Here is an 18,438-nt window from a genome sequence, read left to right on the forward strand (position 1 = left end):
ATTAGAATATTGATTTTATTGATTTAGAAGCTTTTTCTTCATTAAGCTTTTCTATAAATTCTTCTAGAGAAACATCTGGAGTTTCTTTAGCATCTCTATTTCTTACAGTAAGTTTACCAGAATTTTCTTCTTTCTCGCCTACTACCAACATGTAATTTGTTCTCATAAGTTGAGCTTGACGAATCTTGTAGCCTACTCCTTCACTTCTGTAGTCTATATTAACCCTGTAACCTGCTTTTTTGATTTTTTCTTTTAATTCTTCTGCATAAGGAATATATTTATCAGATACTGGGATGATTTCAACTTGTTGTGGGTTTAACCATAGTGGGAATCTTCCTGCGAAATGTTCTGTTAGAACTCCGATAAATCTTTCAATTGATCCAAGTAGGGCCCTGTGGAGCATGACTGGTCTTTTCTTTTCTCCATTTTCATCGATATATGTTAAATCAAAGTTTTGTGGAAGTTGGAAGTCAAGTTGGATTGTACCACATTGCCATTCTCTCTTAGCAGCATCTAGTAAGTGGAAGTCGATTTTTGGTCCGTAGAAAGCACCATCTCCTGGGTTGATTTCATATTCAATACCACGTTCTTCTAGGGCTTTCTTTAGTTGGTCTTCTGCGAAGTCCCAATCCTTAATCTCGCCCATGAAGTCATCTGGCCTTGTTGATAGCTCTATTGTATATTTGAAACCGAATGTTGAATAGAGAAGGTCTGCAAGGTCTATCATCTTGTAAACTTCTTCTTTGATTTGGCTTGGCATACAATAAACGTGGGCATCATCTTGAGTAAATGTTCTTACTCTGAAAAGTCCGTGTAGGGTACCAGAAAGCTCATGTCTGTGAACTTGACCATACTCAGCAAGTCTTATTGGAAGGTCCCTATAAGAGTGTTGGTTAGCTGCATAAGTTAGAACAGAACCTGGGCAGTTCATAGGTTTAACTGCATAAGCTTCCCCATCAATCTTTGTAAAGTACATATTTTCTTTGTAGTGATCCCAGTGACCTGATCTGTGCCATAGGGCTTCATTTAGGATAAGTGGAGTTTTGATTTCTCCATAACCATTGTTGTTAAGAACATCTGTCCACCAACCTAGAAGTTCATTCATAAGAATCATTCCATTTGGATGGAAGAATGGGAAACCTGGTCCTTCTTCGTGGAAGGCAAAAAGGTTCATTTCACGACCGATTTTTCTATGATCTCTCTTTTCAATTTCTTTTTGAAGTTCTTCATACTCTTCTAATTGTTTAGCCTTCTCGAAAGAAATTCCGTAGATTCTTTGAAGCATTTGTCTATCAGAATCTCCCCTCCAATAAGCACCAGCTATAGTTTTTAGCTTAACAGCCTTGATAACTTTTGTAGATTCAAGGTGTGGTCCCCTACAAAGGTCTACAAAAACATCGCCCATCTTGTAAAGAGTAATCTTTTCATCTTCTGGAAGGTCTTCTATAAGCTCAACCTTGTAGTCTTGCTTATCTTTTTTAAACATTTCCAAAGCTTCATTTCTAGAAATTTCTACTCTTTCAAGTTTTAAGTCTTTTTTGGCAAGTTCTAGCATCTTCTTTTCGATTTTTTCCAAATCTTCTGGAGTAAATCTATGTTCAAGGTCCATATCATAATAGAAACCATCATTAATAGCAGGTCCTATGGCAAATTTAGTATTAGGATATAATTCATTAATAGCTGCAGCCATTAAGTGAGAAGAAGTATGCCAGAAAATTTCTTTTCCTTCCTTATCTTCAAATTTTACAACTCTGAAGTCAGAGTCTTCTTCTATTGGCTCAGCATAGCCCATAACTTTTCCATTAACAACAGCCCCAAGTGCTGCCCTATAAAGACCCATAGAAATGTCTTTTGTAACATCTCCTACTAGGACTCCACTTTCGTATTCCTTAACTGATCCATCAGGTAATTTAATCTTAATCATAATTTCTCCTTTAAAATAAAAATAGACGTATGCCCAAGCCTCATGGCTATAGGACGATACGTCTTTGTTTCGTGGTTCCACCTAATTTGTTACTCATTAGAAGGCTTATCGCGCCCAAACGTTTCACATTACATGAAAAACTCTAGGGTGGTACTTTAAATCTATGTACTGAAACTTCTCAACTACCGTTTCTTTCTGTAAGCACTTTTCCAATCAAAGCTCCCTATCTAAGTCAATATTAAGTATAAACTTATGTTACCATATAATTTAGACTTTGCAAATTATTTTTAAAATATAAAAGCACGATAAGGATAAATTGACCCTAACTGAGAACTAATTTATAATAAAAACAGAAAAAAACAATAAAAGGAAAACTTATGAAAAATGGAATTATACTTACAGGTCATGGTCAAATCGCCTCTGGTATCTACTCTGCTATTCAGATGATCGCGGGCAATTTCGATAATTTAAGAGTTTGCGATTTCAAAAAAGGAGATAGCTACGATAATCTTGATATAAAACTTATAAAAGCCTACCAAGAACTTTCAACTTACGAAAATATAATAGTCCTAGCAGACATAGGAGGGGGAAGCCCTTTCAATAGAGCTGTCCTAAGTTTAGCTAGCTATAAGAATGTCTATTTCTTAACGGGTATGAATTTTGAGATGGTCTATCAAGCCCTAAATTTTGATTGCGAGGATATCAATACTTTTCTAAAAAAAATGATAGATACAGCACAAAAATCGATTTACTTATTTGACTAGCAAAAAAGGCCCTTGCAAAAGTATGAATAATATCTCAACCCTAGAAGCTTTTTCTAAAGATGAGATGATCATTCACTCTGCAAGAGCCTTTTTCCACTAAAACTAAATTTATAAACCTAATTTATTTAGGAGGAGGGAGGATATCCTTAGTTTTAGGATTTTTATATCTTAATACTTGTTATATTCGACCATTAGCTTTTCTTTTCTAGATTTTTCGGCATCAAAGCACATCAAATGGCTTGCCAAACTTTCCATCGCTCCAGTTTTCACTTCATCGACGCTGCCATTGCAAGCATCATAGAAGGCTTTGATAATAGCCCTATCAGACCCACCATGGCCACCAAACATGTTGTTTACCTTAAACAACCTATCTTCGTCTTTACCAAATACATTTACTCTTATTTCTTGAGTTAAATCATCAGCTATGATTTCACCCTTTGTCCCTTGGATTTTGATATTTCTGTGGACATCTTTGGCAAAAGCAGAAAGGTTAAAGGTTGCTGATACTTCATCTTCGAATTGGATGGCTATGGATTGGTGATCACAGACATCGTTGTCTGATTTGAATACACATCTTCCATAAGGACCTTCTTCGAGAGCTTTCTTCAAACTTTCATCAGTAATTTTTGGATCGACAACTGCTCTCCAGCCTCTTCCCCTGCCGATAGTATAAAAGTCCTTGACAGAAAATATACATGAGTCTTGATATTTACAGCTTAGACACCTGTCGGCTGCTCCTTCTGGTTGGTTTTCCTCTTTGAAATATGTCAAGGATCCATAGGCTGATATTGATTTAGGCATCTTACCTGTTAGGTAAAGGAGGATATCCATATCGTGGCAGGATTTTTGAAGGATAAGAGGAGATGACTCAACAGAATTTCTCCAGTTACCCCTTACAAAAGAGTGGGCGAAGTGAAAATATCCAATATTTTCATTATGGTTAATATTTATAAGCTCACCTATGGCTCCTTCATCTATCAATTCTTTTATCTTTCTAAAGAAAGGTGAATACCTCAATACATGGCAAATCATAAAAACTTTCTCATAATCTTTTGCCTTGTTAGCAATATTTAGCACCTCTTCTCTTATAGGAGAAATGGGTTTTTCCAATAGGATATTTAGATTCATATCCAAGGCTTTCATTGTTATATCATAGTGCTCCCTATCATAGGTAGCTATAATTATAGTATCGGCAAACTTTTCCTTTTCTAATTTATCAAAAAAATCTTTCTCATCTTTAAATATGTATTCGTCTGATATGTTAAATTCTTTTTTTACCTTATCTAGTTTTCTTTGATCCCAATCGAGGGCAGCGACTATCTCTACCCCCTCGTATTGGATCAATTCCTTAGCATAGGCTTCGTGTCCTCTATTACCGCATCCAACAACTGCAACTTTCATTTTTACTCCTCAATATTCTAAACTATATAATACTTTCTTGCCTTATAATTATTTTATCAGCACAGACCTCACTTATTAAGAGAGTGCTCAATTATCTTTTCTTTAGCTTCATCGGTTGATAGTATATTTTGTAGACCTATAACCTTAATTCCGCTTTCAATTTCTTTTTCAAAGTTATCTTCAAAGTTTTTAGCACAAAATATAAGGTCAACATCTTCATCTATAGGAGATCTATCCTTTATAGACCCATGGTCTATTTCAAGCTCACCCTTATAATTTAATTCTTCAAATGCCTTCTTAATAACTTCTTTCATTAAAATAGATGTTGCTATTCCATTTGCGCAAAGAACTAGTATTTTCATCTCTCCTCCCTAATTTAATAATTTATAAAATTTGCTAATATTAAGATATCTTATTTCCTGTATCTGGATCAAACAAGAAGGATTTATTTGCATTCAAATATACTTCTAAGCTTGATCCCAATTCATAATCTAAATTCATAAAGTCTCTAATTATGATTTCATTATCTTCACAACTTGAATATACAACTTTCTCACTACCCAAAGATTCTACGACTTCTATTTTAGTCTCTAGGGTGATTACTTCTTCTGTATAATTTTCTACATATATATGCTCTGGTCTTGTGGCTACATTTACGCTATCCTTATCATAGGCCTTGAGTTTGTCCGCCAAAACTTCTGGCATAAGAATTTTTTGCCTTCCCACATAGCCTAATAATTGTGAGCCGTCTTTCTCCAATTTTATATTGATAATATTAATCCTTGGTGATCCTATAAAACCTGCTACAAATTCGTTGACAGGATTGTTATAAAGGTTAACTGGCGTATCTACCTGTTGGACAAGTCCCTTATTCATAACAACTATCCTATCACCTAGAGTCATAGCTTCTGTTTGATCGTGGGTTACATATATGAATGTAGTATTCAAATCCTTGTGAAGCTTATTTATCTCTGTTCTCATTTGAGTTCTAAGCTTAGCATCAAGATTAGATAAAGGCTCATCCATCAAGAAGACCTTAGGATTTCTAACCATAGCCCTACCAAGGGCAACCCTCTGATTTTGACCGCCTGAAAGTTGGCTAGGTTTTCTATCTAGGTAATCTTCGATTTGAAGCATCTTTGAAGCCTTAGTAATCTTCTCCTTAATTTTATCCTTATCCATTTTTTGATTCTTGAGGGCGTAGGCCATATTATCATAGACTGTCATGTGAGGATATAGGGCATAATTTTGAAAAACCATAGCTATATTTCTATCCTTTGGTTCAACATCATTTATGACCCTTCCATCTATTTCAATCTCTCCTGAAGATATATCTTCAAGTCCTGCCAGCATCCTCAAGGTTGTCGATTTTCCACAACCAGATGGGCCGACAAATACAACAAATTCGTTATTTCTTATATCTAAATTAAAATCCTTAACAGCATGAAAGCCATTATCATAGATTTTATTTACATTGGTAAACTTAATACTACTCATCTGTTCTCCTTAATTTTTACCTTACAATACCGATTTTACATTAACCCTTCATACCACTTTGAGCTAGACTTTCTATAAATTGTTTTTGGAAAATAGCAAAAAGCAATATCATTGGCCATATTGATAATAGGGCACTAGCCATATATACAGGGAAATTGACTGTGTATTGACCAGTAGATGCCATATTTGCCAAGCCTACTGCTAGAGTTTGTTTGGCAGGTAGGGTGTTAACAATCAAAGGCCACATTAGGTTGTTCCAAGTATATAATAAACAAGTTATTACAAGGGTAACTATTCCTGGCTTTACTATAGGCAAGCATATATCAAAAAATATTTTAAATTGACCTGAGCCATCAATTCTTGCCGCCTCTTCTAATTCTTTAGGAATTTGACTGAAAAATTGCCTCATCAAGAATGTTCCCATAGCTGAAAACATGCTTGGCAATACCAAGGCTGTTATAGTATTTAGTAATCTCAATTTGTTCATTATTTGAAATTGAGGAACTAAAAATATTTGACCCGGCACCATCAAGACTGACATTATCAATATAAAAATAATGTTTTTGAATGGGAAATCAAGTCTTGCAAAGGCATAGCCTGCCATAGTACACATAACTACCTGACCTATGGTTGTAAAAATAGCATACAAGGCAGTGTTCTTGTAAAGTAAGATGAAGTCTATTTTCTTTAAAGCAACGCTAAAGTTAGACCATTGCAAAGCACTTGGCAAGATTACTGGAGGTATAGCCATGGATTCGCTTAGGGTTTTTAAGGACGTTAAAATCATCCACAAAAATGGGAAAACCGTAAATATAACTCCAATTATAAGAACTAAATGTATTAAGATTTTCTTGAATTGACTAGTTTTTAACATTGTTTATCCACCTTTTTTGTAATGTCATTTGTATAAAGGTAATGACAATTATAATAACAAATAAAACGGTCGCAACAGCAGCTCCATAACCTTTTCTACCAAAATCAACCGCAGCTTGATAGAATAAATAAACAATAGATTGACTACTTTTTAAAGCTGGACTAGTCTTATTTATCATCATAAAGATAATATCAAAGACTTGAAAGCTACCTATCAAATCTTTTGTTATTACAAACAAGAGGGTTGGCGATAGCAAAGGAAAGGTTATAGTAAAAAATTGTTTAAATCCACTAGCTCCGTCAAGCTTAGCCGCTTCATAGTATTGCTTAGGTATTGACTGCATGCCAGCTAAGAAAAATATAATATTCATTCCCAAGCTCATCCATATTCCAACAACTATAATACAAGCTAAGGCAGTATTGTTATCAGCAAGCCAAGCTTTAGGTTGACCACCAAACTTCATAATCAGCTGATTCAATAAGCCGTATTGACCATTATAAATCCATTTCCAAATCATAGCAACTGCTGCCGGCATTGTTACAGCAGGCAAAAAGTATAAGGTCCTATAAACTCCTATTCCCTTAATATTTTTATTCAACAAGTTCGCTACGGTCATTGATATTATTATTGATAAAGGAACAGTAAATATTGTGTAAGTAAAAGTATTTTTAAGTGCCATATAGAAATTTTCATCAGCGAACAATTCCTTATAATTAGCCAATCCTATTGGCTTCCATACTCCAAAAGAGTTCAAATCAGTAAATGAATAAAAAATATTTTGGAAGAATGGTATTATGTAAAACACAGTAAGGCCTAGCAAAACAGGGAGTATCATTAAATACCCCCATTTTACCGCCTGTGAGTTATACCTTTTTTTATTAGTTTTCTTATTTTTCATAACCCACCTCGCTATTCTAGGATAAATTATTCTTTAGACAATGCGTCATTCATCTTGTCAGCTAAATCCTTTAATGAATCTTTTGCTGGTCTTTCTAGTGAAAAGATTTCGTTAATAGCATCATTTTCATATTGGTTCCATACTGGTGTATTTTTGCTTACTGGGTAAGGAACTGAATATTCTAGCTCATCAACATAAGCTTTTAGGTTCTTGTCTGGATATGAAGCTTCCCAAGTTTTTAGTGATTTATTAAGAGCAGGAATTACTGTTCCCTTGCTAGCCCATAGCTCATTTACTTCTTCAGAAGCTAAGTATGCCATAAAGTCTAAAGCTTGTTCCTTATTTTTTGAATCCTTTGCCAAAGCATAAGAAAGACCATGGATTGTAGCTGCTCTTTTCTTTATTAAAGGCATAATTTGTAAATCTACCTTGTCCTTGAAGCTTGCATCTCCGAAAAATTCTGGAACTCTCCAGCTACCTAGATAAACCATAGCTATTTTTCCAGCCTTGAACAAATCATTATCAGGAGTGTCTGTTAGAGTTTTTAGATCAGGAGAAATTCCTTTTTCAATTAAATCTGTCCATCTCTTAACTCCTGCTTCAGCTTCTGGACTATCGTATCCAGATTTTTTCTTATCTTCACTTATAATGTATCCACCAGATTGAGGAATAGTATCATATATTCCTTCTTGAGTCATAGACTTAGCAGAAGTTCCCCATATTCCTTTTTCTTTGTTTGTTAATTTTTCAGCTGCCTTAACAAAATCATCCCAAGTCCAGTTTTCATTAGGATATTCTACACCTGCTTGATCAAATATTTCTTTATTGTAGAATAGGGCAGTAAGGTCCCAATCCTTAGGGATTCCGTATAGCTTACCTTCGTATGTATAAAGATCAATCAAACCCTTTGGGAAATCTTCCTTCTTGAAATTCAACTTATCCATATGTTCATCTAGGGGTTCTAGAACACCATTAGAAGCAAACTTAACAAAGTTAGGACCATTCATAGTAAAAATATCTGGCATAACTTGGCCTTGTGCTTGTGTTTCTAGTTTTGTGAAGTGATCTTTGAAAGTTGTTTCCTCGATTTGAATATCAATATCAGGATGTTTTTCTTCGTATTTTTTCTCAATCTCCTTCATAACTTCAATTTGATCAGGGTTCCACATGGCCATTCTAACAACAGTTTTACCATTATTGCTAGTGCCATTGTCAGCCTTATCCTTGCTCTCATTTCCACTACATCCTGTTAACATGGTAACAGCAGCAACTGCGAATAACATTTTCTTAATAGCTTTCATATTTCCTCCTTAAAACTATTAGTTGACAGAAAATTTTGGATTTTGAAATTTTCAAAACGATTTCATGTCCAGTAATGGTAGTTACCTTGTAAATAGTATAGTCCCTCATTGCTATTTAGTCAAGTAAAATATTAATTTTATTTATCAGTAAATTAAAGGCACTTACAGAGATTGGAATTTTTAAATAAAATATTAACAAGAAAAAACTTATATCTTTTAATAAATTGGATACTACCATATCAAATCATCTTCTAACCCTATAAATTTTTTTATATAAGATTATTTACACATGCTTTAATATCTAACTAGCCTTTGTTAGCGATTTGCTATATAATATATATAAGTTTAAACAGGAAATGAGGAATTTCGATGAAGAATGTATTAATAACCGGGGGGGCTGGATATATAGGTTCCCACATAGCAGTCGAACTTTTAGATAAGGGTTATGGAGTAGTCCTTTATGACAATTTATCTAATTCATCTAGAATTTGTATAGATAGGGTTGAGGAAATAACAGGCAAGTCAGTTAGCTTTTACGAGGCTGATGTCCTTGATTATGACAGGCTAAAAGAAGTTTTAGCTAAGGAGAAAATCGATGTGGTCATCCACTGCGCAGCCCTCAAGGCTGTAGGCGAATCTGTAGAAAAACCCTTACAATATTATCACAACAATATAAGTGGTACTTTATCACTTTTAAAGGCTATGAATGATATAGGATTAAGGAATATAATCTTTTCTTCTTCAGCTACTGTTTATGGGGATCCAGAAAGTGTGCCTATAACAGAGGATTTTCCAAAGGGCCTTTGCACCAATCCTTACGGTTGGACTAAGTCTATGATGGAGCAAATTATGACTGATTTATATACATCAGATCCTTCTTGGAAGGTTATTCTTTTAAGGTATTTTAATCCAATAGGCGCTCACAAGTCTGGAAAAATCGGTGAGGATCCAAAGGGGATTCCTAATAACCTTCTTCCTTATATAAGCCAAGTTGCTATAGGAAAGCTAGCTTGTCTAAGTATTTATGGAGATGATTATGATACCCACGATGGTACTGGAGTTAGGGATTATATCCATGTAGTCGACCTTGCCAAGGGCCATGTCCTAGCAGTAGATAAGCTTGATGAACTTTCCGGAGTTGAGATTATTAACCTTGCTACAGGAAGGGGATATTCTGTTCTTGATGTAGTTAAGGCCTTTGAGAAGGCTTCGTCTAGAAAAATCGCCTACAAAATTGTAGGAAGAAGGGCCGGCGATATAGCCGAATGTTATGCAGATGCTAGTAAGGCCTACAAGCTTTTAGGCTGGAAGGCTTGTAATGGTATAGAGGAAATGTGCGAAGATTCTTGGAGATGGCAATCACAAAATCCTAACGGATACGAGAAAAAGGAGAAATGATGAAGACAACTCTTGTAGTTCTTGCAGCAGGTATTGGCTCAAGATATGGGGCAGGCATTAAGCAGCTTGCCAAGATGGACGATAATGGATATACAATCATAGATTATTCTATTTTTGATGCAATGAAGGCAGGCTTTAGCAAAGTTGTTTTTATTATAAGAAAAGAAATCGAGAAGGATTTTAAGGAAATAATTGGTTCTAGGATTGAAAAAATAATAGATGTAGAATATGCCTACCAAGATATGACTTTGCCAGCTGGCTTTATTAGTCCAAAGGAAAGAAATAAGCCTTGGGGCACAGTTGATGCTGTCCTTACCTGTAAGGGGCTGGTAAATGAACCTTTCTTGATAATTAATGCAGACGACTATTATGGTAAGGAAGTTTTCGAAGATCTTCACGAGTTTTTAGTTAATCACAAAGAAATAGAAGATGGCAAACTTCAAATAGCTATGGCAGGCTACAAGCTGAGAAATACCCTCTCAGATAATGGAACTGTAACTAGAGGAGTTTCGGTTGGAGATGAGGATAACAGGCTTACAACTATAATCGAAACTCACGAAATAAAGCTAGAAGATGATGGTTCTCTTTCAAGCAAGGAAAATCTTAGTCCTGATTTACTTAGGCTAGATGCTCTAGTTTCTATGAATTTATGGGCTTCTTACCCAAAATTTATAAGCCTTTGTGAAAAACATTTCATAGGATATCTAGAAAAGAACAAGGACGATTTAGCAAATGCCGAGTATGTACTCCCAAATATGATAGCTGAACTTATTAATGAAGATGAGGCTTGTGTTACAATACTTCCTACTGATGAAAGATGGATTGGTATAACCTACAAGGAAGACCTAGCCCCAGCCAAGGAAGCTTTCAAAGAAATGTTTGAGGAAAAACTTTACCCAAAAGACATTTGGAATATCTAAATTTAAACATTTGACAAATATTTTTTTAAAATTATAATAAGTCTATAAAATAGAGAAACAATAAAAAATATTATTCATAAGGAGATTTTATGGCAGAGATTGTTTTTACTAGAATTGATGATAGGCTACTTCATGGCCAAGTTGGTAGAGAATGGGTTAAATCTGAGGGAGCTGATCTTATACTTGTAGCTAATGACAAGACAGTAGATGATAGACAAGCCCAAAAACTCATGAATATTGCAACACCACTTTTTGCTGAAGCTATTTTTTGGTCTATCGATAGAACCATAGCAGAAATCGAAAGCAAATTTGAAGATAACAAGGTACTCATTCTTGTTGAAAGCCCAGAAGATGCTTATAAGTTAGTAGAAGCTGGTCTTGATATTACAAGTGTGAATGTCGGAAATATGAGACAACTTCCTGGCAAAGACGAAATCAACGAAAATGTCTATGTAAGCAAGGAAGATAGAGAATTTTTCAAAAAATTAAAGGATAAAAATGTAAGCCTAGATATTAGGACAATTCATTCTGATCAAGCAGCTGACGAAAATATCCTATTCTAGGACCTTTTCCCCGACTATAGTCGGGGCTTTTTATTTGGAATTTAAAAGAAAAAGGGCTCTTTAGGAATTTAGATAGCCACAAGCTTCATTAAAAAGTCCTCTGGGAAGTTTAAAAAACCCCTCAATCCATATTTCGGATTTCAGGGCTCTGGTCAATGTCTACTGGTCCTTCTCTTTTTCTTTATTTTTAAGTTTTCTGAGTCTAACAGCCTTTATTCTATTGTCTTCAATGTAGAGTATCTTTATTTCGTATCCATTGTATTCTATGGTTACATTAGAATTTTCATCTGGTATATAGCCAAGCCTATCTATGATAAATCCACCGAGGGAGTCGTAGTTTTCATTTTCTTCATCAATGGCTATATTTGTCTTTTCATTTAAGTCCTTAATAGATATGGAGCCCTTAACGACAAATACTTCCCTGCCATTTTCCTTTATTACTGGTATATCGTTATCGAAGCTATCGTCAATATCTCCCACGATTTCTTCTATTAGGTCTTCCATAGTTACTACTCCAGAAAATCCTCCATATTCATCTATAAGCACAGCCATATGGATGTGTTTTTTTTGCATATCAGAGAAAAGTTTATCAGTTTCTATCTTGTCTGGTGCAAAGTAGGCAGGTCTAAGAATTTTCTTGATGTCTACTCCCCTTAGCCCTGTTTTTGTAGCTTCTAGGAGGTAGTCTTTGGTATAGACAATACCTAGGATATTGTCCAGTTCATCTTCATAGACAGGTATCCTTGCATGTTTAATCTTGGTAAACTCTTCTAGAAATTCCTTATCCTTATCATTTATATCAATCATAAAGACATCAGTTCTTGCAGTCATTATCTCCTCTGCTAGAAGGTCATCAAAGGTCATAATCGAATGAATCATCTTTGATTCCATAGGCCTAAGGATTCCCTGGTCTTCTCCAATTTGGACAATTGATTTTATTTGCTCACCTGTAACTTGTTTTTGGATGTTTTGTGCCTCTATACCAAAAATCTTCATAAAAAGATCGGTAACCGATGTGGTAAGTCCGACCATAGGCCTTGTCAAAAATATAGTAAGCCTTGTGAGAGCTACCGTCTTACTAGTAATCTCCATAGGAAATCTTACCCCAATCCTTTGGGGGATTTTGTCCACAAAAATGACCTTCAATATAGTATAAACTACAATTGATATTATAGTTACCCATCTAATAGGCAAATTCCCCGCTAATAAATAGCCATCTGAGCTTACTTCCCTTAATCTTTTAGCAAAATAAGCTATGGTCAAGAGGGAAAAAATTATATTTACAATATCGAATGATTGGTTCAGCCTATCTTGGTCTGATAAAATCTTTAGGATAGCTTGAGATTCATCATCTCCATTTTCGCTATCTTCTTCGAGTTTTGATGTATTTAGGGTAATTAGCCCTGTATGAATTGCAGTAAAAAATCCATTTATTAAGAAAAACAAAATTATAGTAAATGTTGTAATTAAGCTATGGTAGGGTCCGGTTTCCATTATATCTTATCTCCATTCTTTATGTATCTAATATTGACTATATACATAAAGCTTGTATTGTCAAAAACATTGAGAAAAAAGCCACCCTCTTTAAGTGAGAAGAAACTTTCCCTTGGCCATTAAATAAGAGTTTAATCCAGAGCTTACTCGTATTTTTCTAGTAAAGCTTATTGATGCAGATAGGTTTTTGCTTTTTAAAGTCTTTAGACCTATCTTCTTTATAAAAAAAGAAGACCTTATGGCCCTCTTATTTTTCTTCAGCTATTATATCCTTAACCTTCATAAGTCTAGATATTGTAGCCCTTTCATTTTCTTCTAGTTTTGCCCTTATATATTTAATTGTTTCTTCTAGATCTGGAATAGTCCTATATTCTAGGGCATTAACTCTTCTTCTTGTGCTTTCTATCTCATCTGCCATAAGCTGGGTAGTTTTTTCTAGCTCAGCAAGCTCTAGGAGTCTTTCCATTACTTCTTTTAGACCCTTTATAGCCTTATCAAGGCCTGCAGATGTTTCTGCATAACCATAAGGAAACATACTGGCATTTTCGTTTTCTTCTAGCTTAAATTCCATCTTAGGAATCCTTACACTCATGACATTTTTGATACTTATATCAACGCCAAGTTTTTGGGTAGGAAAGCTTACTGCTTCCTCCATAAATTCTGGGCTCATAAAGGCACTTGCTATGAGGAAGTCAGAAAAAGAATCCTCTAATTCTTTTTCCACTTCTTCTCTTAATTTTTTGTTTTTTCTAATAAGCTCTAAGAACTGTCTCATTAATTCATCTTGCTTGTCTTTTAGTAGCTTGTAGCCACGTTTGCTAGTTGCAAGCCTGTCTTTTAATGCATTTAGATTCATCCTCGTTGGCGTTACTTTTAATCTTGCCATAGCACGCTCCTAATCTAAATATTTTTCAATTAGCTTATCATCTATTCTCTTAAGCTCTGATTTTGGTATAATCTTTAGAAGTTCCCAACCCAAATTTAGGGTATCTTCGATAGTTCTGTTGGTGTAGTAACCTTGGTTGATGTATCTTTCTTCAAACTCTTTGGCAAACTTTGCAAAGGCAAGGTCAGCTTCTGATAGGGCAGAATCACCCAAAATCTTTTGAAGCTCTCTTGCATCAACACCTGATGCGTAGGCTGCATAGATTTGATTCATTGTATCTGCGTGATCTTCCCTAGTTTTTCCCTTACCTATACCCTTATCTTTAAGTCTTGATAGGGATGGAAGGATTGATACAGGTGGCTCAACTCCTTGGTTATAAAGCTCTCTATTAAGGATGATTTGGCCTTCTGTAATATATCCTGTTAGGTCTGGGATTGGGTGAGTTATATCATCTTCTGGCATGGATAGGATTGGAATTTGTGTAATTGTTCCTGGTTTGCCACGAAGTTTTCCAGCTCTTTCGTAAATTGTTGAAAGGTCTGTATAAAGATAACCTGGATAACCACGACGACCTGGCACTTCCTTACGGGCAGCAGATACTTCACGAAGGGCTTCTGCGTAGTTAGTCATATCTGTCATGATTACTAATACTTGCATATCCTTTTCGAAGGCAAGGTATTCTGCAGCTGTAAGGGCCATCTTTGGTGTTGATAGACGCTCTATAGCTGGGTCATCAGCAAGGTTCATGAAAAGAACTGACCTATCCAAGGCTCCAGTTTTTCTAAAGTCATTCATGAAGAATTGTGCTTCTTCGAAGGTAATACCGATGGCAGCAAAGACTACCGCAAAGCCTTCATCATCTGATAAAACTCTAGCTTGTCTTGCAATTTGTGCTGCTACTTGGTTGTGTGGAAGTCCGTTTCCAGAAAATATTGGAAGCTTTTGTCCACGAACTAGGGTATTAAGACCATCTATGGTGGAAATTCCTGTTTGAATAAACTCTGATGGGTAATCTCTTGATACAGGGTTGATAGCTGTACCATTTACATCTCTTTTTTCTTCAGGTATTATTGCAGGGCCATCATCTATTGGCTCTCCTAGACCATTGAAAGCACGGCCTATCATATCTTCCGATACGCCAAGCTCAAGAGGTCTACCTAAAAATCTTACAGAAGTAGATTTAAGGTTAATACCAGTAGAGCCTTCAAAAAGTTGAACCATGGCACGATCTTTTTCTATTTCTATTACACGACCACGACGACGCTCGCCTGTTTGCATTTCTATATCTACAAGCTCATCAAAGCTTACACCCTCTACTCCTTCAACGAGCATAAGAGGGCCAACTACTTCAGAAACTGTTTTATATTCTTTTAACATTATGCCTCCCTTATAAGCTCATCTATTTGCTTATCAATTTCATCTTTAATTTCTTTGATGCTTCCTAGGTCATCTTCCGAAATTAGTTTTAGTCTTGTAATTCTCTCACGAACTGGAAGTTTCTCAATTTTATCAAGATCTACTCCAGCTGCTAGGGCTTCTAGGGACTTATCGTAGTTGTATAAAATAGCATCGAGCATCCTATCTTGCTTGTTAAGTGAGCAGTAGGTGTCTACATCGTGGAAGGCGTTTTGTTGGAGGTAGTCCTCTCTGATTGACTTAGTAACATCAAGTTTTAACTTGTCATCATCAGATAGGGCGTCACGACCTACAAGCCTTACTACTTCTTGAAGACCTGATTCTTGTTGCAAAAGACTCATTGATCTCTTTCTATTTTTCGAAAAGTCCTCATCAACTTCTCCGTCTATATATTTATCCATCTTCTCTTGGTAGAGAGAATATGAGGATAGCCAGTTTATAGCTGGGAAGTGTCTTTGGTAGGATAGGTCGTAATCTAGTCCCCAGAAGACCTTAACTATACGAAGTGTCGCTTGGGTAACAGGTTCTGATAAGTCTCCTCCTGGAGGGCTTACAGCTCCAATTACAGAAAGTGAACCTATATCATCCCTAGATCCAAGTACTTCAACCTTACCAGCTCTTTCGTAGAAGTCTGCAATTCTACTTGCAAGATATGCTGGGAATCCTTCATCTCCTGGCATCTCTTCAAGACGACCACTCATCTCACGAAGGGCTTCTGCCCATCTTGATGTAGAATCCGCCATCATAGCTACATTGTAGCCCATATCTCTAAAGTATTCTGCAAGAGTTACTCCAGTATAGATAGAAGCCTCACGGGCAGCTACTGGCATATTTGATGTGTTTGCAATAAGAACTGTACGTTTCATTATTGATTCGCCAGTTTTTGGATCTATAAGTTCAGGAAATTCGTTAAGTACATCTGTCATCTCATTTCCACGCTCACCACAACCAACGTAGATTACTATGTCAGCGTCAGCAAACTTAGCTATTTGGTGTTGAACTACAGTTTTTCCAGAACCAAATGGTCCAGGAATTGCAGCAGTACCACCCTTTGCAACTGGGAAGAAGGTGTCTATTACTCTTTGACCTGTAATAAGTGGCTCATTAGGATCAAGTTTTCTTGTAACAGGACGAGGCTTTCTTACTGGCCATTTTTGCATCATTGTTACTTCTCTGTCGCCATCTTTTGTTTCTACTATAGCTATTGTATCATCGACTGTAAATTCACCTGAAAGTATATCCTTGATTTCGCCTTCTATACCATAAGGAACCATTATCTTGTGAGTTATAACTGATGTTTCTTCTACCTCACCTATGATATCTCCAGCTTTTACCTTATCAGAAACCTTAGCTGTTGCTTTAAAGTCCCATTTTTTGTCACGATCAAGAGCCTTGCTAGTTACACCTCTTTTTAGAAATTCTCCCGCAAGATCTTGAAGTTTTTCAAGTGGTCTTTGGATACCATCATACATTCTTTCAAGCATGCCTGGTCCAAGTTCTACTGATAGGGGATGTCCTGTAGAAATTACTTCATCACCAGGGCCAATTCCTGTTGTTTCTTCGTAAACTTGGATACTGGCAACATCACCTCTCATCTCAATTATTTCGCCGATGAGCTTATCTTTTGATACCTCGACCACATCGTAAATATTAGCATCGGATAGGCCCTCTGCCTCTATCAATGGTCCAGATACCTTTGTAATTTTACCTTTGTTCAAATTAAGCTCCTTTAATCTAGAATGTTTGCTCCAACTGCCTTTTCGACTGACTTGTTAATGTCAGAAAGGCCAATCCCCATAGATCCCTTGTTGGATGGGATTAGGATAATAGCTGGAGTCATTTCTTGTCTATATTTATCAATTGTAGATGGAATCTCTTTGGCTAAATCTTCTGTAATGAAAATTACCCCGAAGTTTTCCTTAGCCAATTCTTTTATATTTTTTTCAGCATCAGATCCATCTATCGCTGTATATACTTCAACACCCAAAGCCTTGAAAGCAAGGATTGAGTCCTTATCTCCTATTACCGCTACTTTATACATAAGACTTCCTCAACTTTTCTAAAGTAAATTCCTTATCAAGATTATTAAGTTTAGATACAAGGAGAATCCTCAAGTTTTTAATCTCTGTTTCCTTGGAAATTACATAATTCATCAAGACTTCTGGCCCAAAAGTTATCATCTTAGCATCCCTAGTATAATCTGTGCTATGAGCATCTATTGCCTTTTCTAGGGAAAGAATATTATCATCAAGTGCCTTATCATCTTTTAATGCTTCTTTTACATAGTTTCCAATTTTAGTATTATTAAGGCTTCCTATAAGCTTATTAAGGTCATAGGAGAAGTATTCTTTAAACTTTTCCCCTTCTATGAATCCACCTTCTACTAGGGCCTTTTCTAGAGTATCCATCCCTTCATTTTGGCTTTTAACCCTAAGTAGGCTCTTTAGATTAATCAAGTCAATACTCTCTCTTGTGAAGTCTACTAGGCTATCAAGTTCTAATGCCCTTGCGTCCAACAAGAGTTTTTCATAGTAGGACTTATCAAGGCTAATATCGATATCTTGTGGATTATTGCTCTCATTGAAAGCTGAAAGCGCCTTTTGGGCATAGTCTAGATATAAATCATCAGTGTTTTTGGAAATATCTAAACCTTCTGATGGTTTTAAGCTAGAAATCTTATCAAAAAAATCATTCTTCCTATCTTCTTTGATTAGATTTTTCTTGATATAAGCTAGATCAACATCTCCCATATCCAAGTATAAGCTTGAATAGTCCTTATCTTGAATAAGTTCTTTTACTAGAACTTTCAAGTTGTGGAAGATATATTTTTCTAACATATAATTGATAATCTCCTTATCTGGAGCAATATCTCTTATAAGATCGTAGACCCTTTTTAATTCATTTTTTAGGATTCTTTCGTATTCTTCTGCCCTGTCTAGATTATTGATTGATTCTCTATAAATTGTATCATTTAGCTGATTTAGGACTTCTCTTACAGAATCATAATCATTGAGTCTTTCAAAATCTGTCCTAGTAAGGAGGTTTTTTTCATACATTCTTGTTGAAATAGATGCGCTTATATAGTCATCTTTATTCATCTAA

Annotated in this window: 17 protein-coding genes; 4 read left to right on the top strand and 13 right to left on the bottom strand. The window is 35.6% G+C overall.

Going from position 1 to position 18,438, the window contains the following annotated elements:
• Position 1: 1 nt before the first annotated feature.
• Positions 2-1,924, bottom strand: coding sequence for a threonine--tRNA ligase (gene thrS, locus P6936_RS00090; RefSeq protein WP_276880521.1), 1,923 nt, complete (start codon positions 1,922-1,924; stop codon positions 2-4).
• 377 nt (positions 1,925-2,301) lie between these two features.
• On the opposite strand from thrS, the gene P6936_RS00095 reads away from it, so the two are divergent.
• Complete coding sequence (locus P6936_RS00095) at positions 2,302-2,688, top strand: PTS sugar transporter subunit IIA (RefSeq protein WP_276880522.1); 387 nt, start codon at positions 2,302-2,304, stop codon at positions 2,686-2,688.
• Between the two features lie 168 nt (positions 2,689-2,856).
• Here the strand turns inward: P6936_RS00095 and P6936_RS00100 are convergent, their stop codons facing one another.
• The 6 genes from P6936_RS00100 to P6936_RS00125 all read right to left on the bottom strand — a co-directional run bounded on the left by P6936_RS00100 (position 2,857) and on the right by P6936_RS00125 (position 8,659).
• Positions 2,857-4,089, bottom strand: coding sequence for a Gfo/Idh/MocA family protein (locus tag P6936_RS00100; protein ID WP_004836625.1), 1,233 nt, complete (start codon positions 4,087-4,089; stop codon positions 2,857-2,859).
• A 68-nt stretch (positions 4,090-4,157) separates the two neighbouring features.
• Positions 4,158-4,451, bottom strand: coding sequence for a PTS sugar transporter subunit IIB (locus P6936_RS00105; RefSeq protein ID WP_004836624.1), 294 nt, complete (start codon positions 4,449-4,451; stop codon positions 4,158-4,160).
• Between the two features lie 40 nt (positions 4,452-4,491).
• Complete coding sequence (locus tag P6936_RS00110; RefSeq protein ID WP_004836623.1) at positions 4,492-5,586, bottom strand: ABC transporter ATP-binding protein; 1,095 nt, start codon at positions 5,584-5,586, stop codon at positions 4,492-4,494.
• A 40-nt stretch (positions 5,587-5,626) separates the two neighbouring features.
• The gene (locus P6936_RS00115; RefSeq protein WP_004836622.1) at positions 5,627-6,460 is read right to left on the bottom strand and encodes a carbohydrate ABC transporter permease; all 834 of its coding nucleotides are present in this window, start codon (positions 6,458-6,460) and stop codon (positions 5,627-5,629) included.
• Complete coding sequence (locus P6936_RS00120; RefSeq protein WP_004836621.1) at positions 6,447-7,358, bottom strand: carbohydrate ABC transporter permease; 912 nt, start codon at positions 7,356-7,358, stop codon at positions 6,447-6,449. Before P6936_RS00120 ends, P6936_RS00115 begins: the two co-directional genes overlap by 14 nt.
• Before the next feature lie 26 nt (positions 7,359-7,384).
• Positions 7,385-8,659 carry an ABC transporter substrate-binding protein gene (locus P6936_RS00125; RefSeq protein ID WP_004836620.1) on the bottom strand — a complete coding sequence of 425 codons (1,275 nt, stop codon included), beginning with the start codon at positions 8,657-8,659 and terminating at the stop codon, positions 7,385-7,387.
• Between the two features lie 369 nt (positions 8,660-9,028).
• On the opposite strand from P6936_RS00125, the gene galE reads away from it, so the two are divergent.
• The 3 genes from galE (at position 9,029) to P6936_RS00140 (ending at position 11,540) form a co-directional block, all read left to right on the top strand.
• A complete protein-coding gene (gene galE, locus P6936_RS00130) occupies positions 9,029-10,057 on the top strand; it encodes a UDP-glucose 4-epimerase GalE (protein WP_276880523.1) in 1,029 nt (342 codons plus the stop codon).
• Positions 10,057-10,977 carry a nucleotidyltransferase family protein gene (locus tag P6936_RS00135; RefSeq protein ID WP_276880524.1) on the top strand — a complete coding sequence of 307 codons (921 nt, stop codon included), beginning with the start codon at positions 10,057-10,059 and terminating at the stop codon, positions 10,975-10,977. The genes galE and P6936_RS00135 overlap by 1 nt, the downstream gene beginning before the upstream one ends.
• 89 nt (positions 10,978-11,066) lie before the next feature.
• Positions 11,067-11,540 carry a PTS system mannose/fructose/N-acetylgalactosamine-transporter subunit IIB gene (locus P6936_RS00140; RefSeq protein ID WP_004836617.1) on the top strand — a complete coding sequence of 158 codons (474 nt, stop codon included), beginning with the start codon at positions 11,067-11,069 and terminating at the stop codon, positions 11,538-11,540.
• Positions 11,541-11,699: 159 nt separating this feature from the next.
• Here P6936_RS00140 and P6936_RS00145 read toward each other — a convergent pair whose 3' ends face one another.
• From P6936_RS00145 to P6936_RS00170, 6 genes are all read right to left on the bottom strand, one after another.
• Positions 11,700-13,034 (bottom strand): hemolysin family protein, encoded by a 1,335-nt coding sequence (locus P6936_RS00145; RefSeq protein ID WP_276880525.1) that lies wholly within the window; start codon positions 13,032-13,034, stop codon positions 11,700-11,702.
• Positions 13,035-13,281: 247 nt separating this feature from the next.
• A complete protein-coding gene (locus P6936_RS00150; protein WP_004836615.1) occupies positions 13,282-13,920 on the bottom strand; it encodes a V-type ATP synthase subunit D in 639 nt (212 codons plus the stop codon).
• A 9-nt stretch (positions 13,921-13,929) separates the two neighbouring features.
• Entirely contained in the window at positions 13,930-15,297 is a 1,368-nt protein-coding gene (locus P6936_RS00155) for a V-type ATP synthase subunit B (protein WP_004836614.1), read from the bottom strand.
• Complete coding sequence (locus P6936_RS00160) at positions 15,297-17,054, bottom strand: V-type ATP synthase subunit A (RefSeq protein ID WP_276880526.1); 1,758 nt, start codon at positions 17,052-17,054, stop codon at positions 15,297-15,299. Before P6936_RS00160 ends, P6936_RS00155 begins: the two co-directional genes overlap by 1 nt.
• Positions 17,055-17,065: 11 nt before the next feature.
• On the bottom strand, positions 17,066-17,377 hold the full coding sequence (locus tag P6936_RS00165; protein ID WP_004836612.1) for a V-type ATP synthase subunit F: 312 nt from the start codon (positions 17,375-17,377) through the stop codon (positions 17,066-17,068).
• The gene (locus P6936_RS00170) at positions 17,370-18,434 is read right to left on the bottom strand and encodes a V-type ATP synthase subunit C (RefSeq protein WP_004836611.1); all 1,065 of its coding nucleotides are present in this window, start codon (positions 18,432-18,434) and stop codon (positions 17,370-17,372) included. The genes P6936_RS00165 and P6936_RS00170 overlap by 8 nt, the downstream gene beginning before the upstream one ends.
• Positions 18,435-18,438 lie beyond the last annotated feature (4 nt).

It is taken from the genome of Anaerococcus tetradius (assembly GCF_947087635.1).
Taxonomy (GTDB): domain Bacteria; phylum Bacillota; class Clostridia; order Tissierellales; family Peptoniphilaceae; genus Anaerococcus; species Anaerococcus tetradius.

Excerpts from the sequence above, each read along its gene's own strand:
- P6936_RS00125 (WP_004836620.1), bottom strand. The coding sequence starts at position 8,659 with ATGAAAGCTATTAAGAAAATGTTATTCGCAGTTGCTGCTGTTACCATG.
- P6936_RS00110 (WP_004836623.1), bottom strand. The coding sequence starts at position 5,586 with ATGAGTAGTATTAAGTTTACCAATGTAAATAAAATCTATGATAATGGC.
- P6936_RS00135 (WP_276880524.1), top strand. The coding sequence starts at position 10,057 with ATGAAGACAACTCTTGTAGTTCTTGCAGCAGGTATTGGCTCAAGATAT.
- galE (WP_276880523.1), top strand. The coding sequence starts at position 9,029 with ATGAAGAATGTATTAATAACCGGGGGGGCTGGATATATAGGTTCCCAC.
- P6936_RS00150 (WP_004836615.1), bottom strand. The coding sequence starts at position 13,920 with ATGGCAAGATTAAAAGTAACGCCAACGAGGATGAATCTAAATGCATTA.
- P6936_RS00140 (WP_004836617.1), top strand. The coding sequence starts at position 11,067 with ATGGCAGAGATTGTTTTTACTAGAATTGATGATAGGCTACTTCATGGC.
- P6936_RS00165 (WP_004836612.1), bottom strand. The coding sequence starts at position 17,377 with ATGTATAAAGTAGCGGTAATAGGAGATAAGGACTCAATCCTTGCTTTC.
- P6936_RS00145 (WP_276880525.1), bottom strand. The coding sequence starts at position 13,034 with ATGGAAACCGGACCCTACCATAGCTTAATTACAACATTTACTATAATT.
- P6936_RS00105 (WP_004836624.1), bottom strand. The coding sequence starts at position 4,451 with ATGAAAATACTAGTTCTTTGCGCAAATGGAATAGCAACATCTATTTTA.
- P6936_RS00120 (WP_004836621.1), bottom strand. The coding sequence starts at position 7,358 with ATGAAAAATAAGAAAACTAATAAAAAAAGGTATAACTCACAGGCGGTA.
- P6936_RS00095 (WP_276880522.1), top strand. The coding sequence starts at position 2,302 with ATGAAAAATGGAATTATACTTACAGGTCATGGTCAAATCGCCTCTGGT.
- P6936_RS00115 (WP_004836622.1), bottom strand. The coding sequence starts at position 6,460 with ATGTTAAAAACTAGTCAATTCAAGAAAATCTTAATACATTTAGTTCTT.
- P6936_RS00100 (WP_004836625.1), bottom strand. The coding sequence starts at position 4,089 with ATGAAAGTTGCAGTTGTTGGATGCGGTAATAGAGGACACGAAGCCTAT.
- P6936_RS00170 (WP_004836611.1), bottom strand. The coding sequence starts at position 18,434 with ATGAATAAAGATGACTATATAAGCGCATCTATTTCAACAAGAATGTAT.
- thrS (WP_276880521.1), bottom strand. The coding sequence starts at position 1,924 with ATGATTAAGATTAAATTACCTGATGGATCAGTTAAGGAATACGAAAGT.
- P6936_RS00155 (WP_004836614.1), bottom strand. The coding sequence starts at position 15,297 with ATGTTAAAAGAATATAAAACAGTTTCTGAAGTAGTTGGCCCTCTTATG.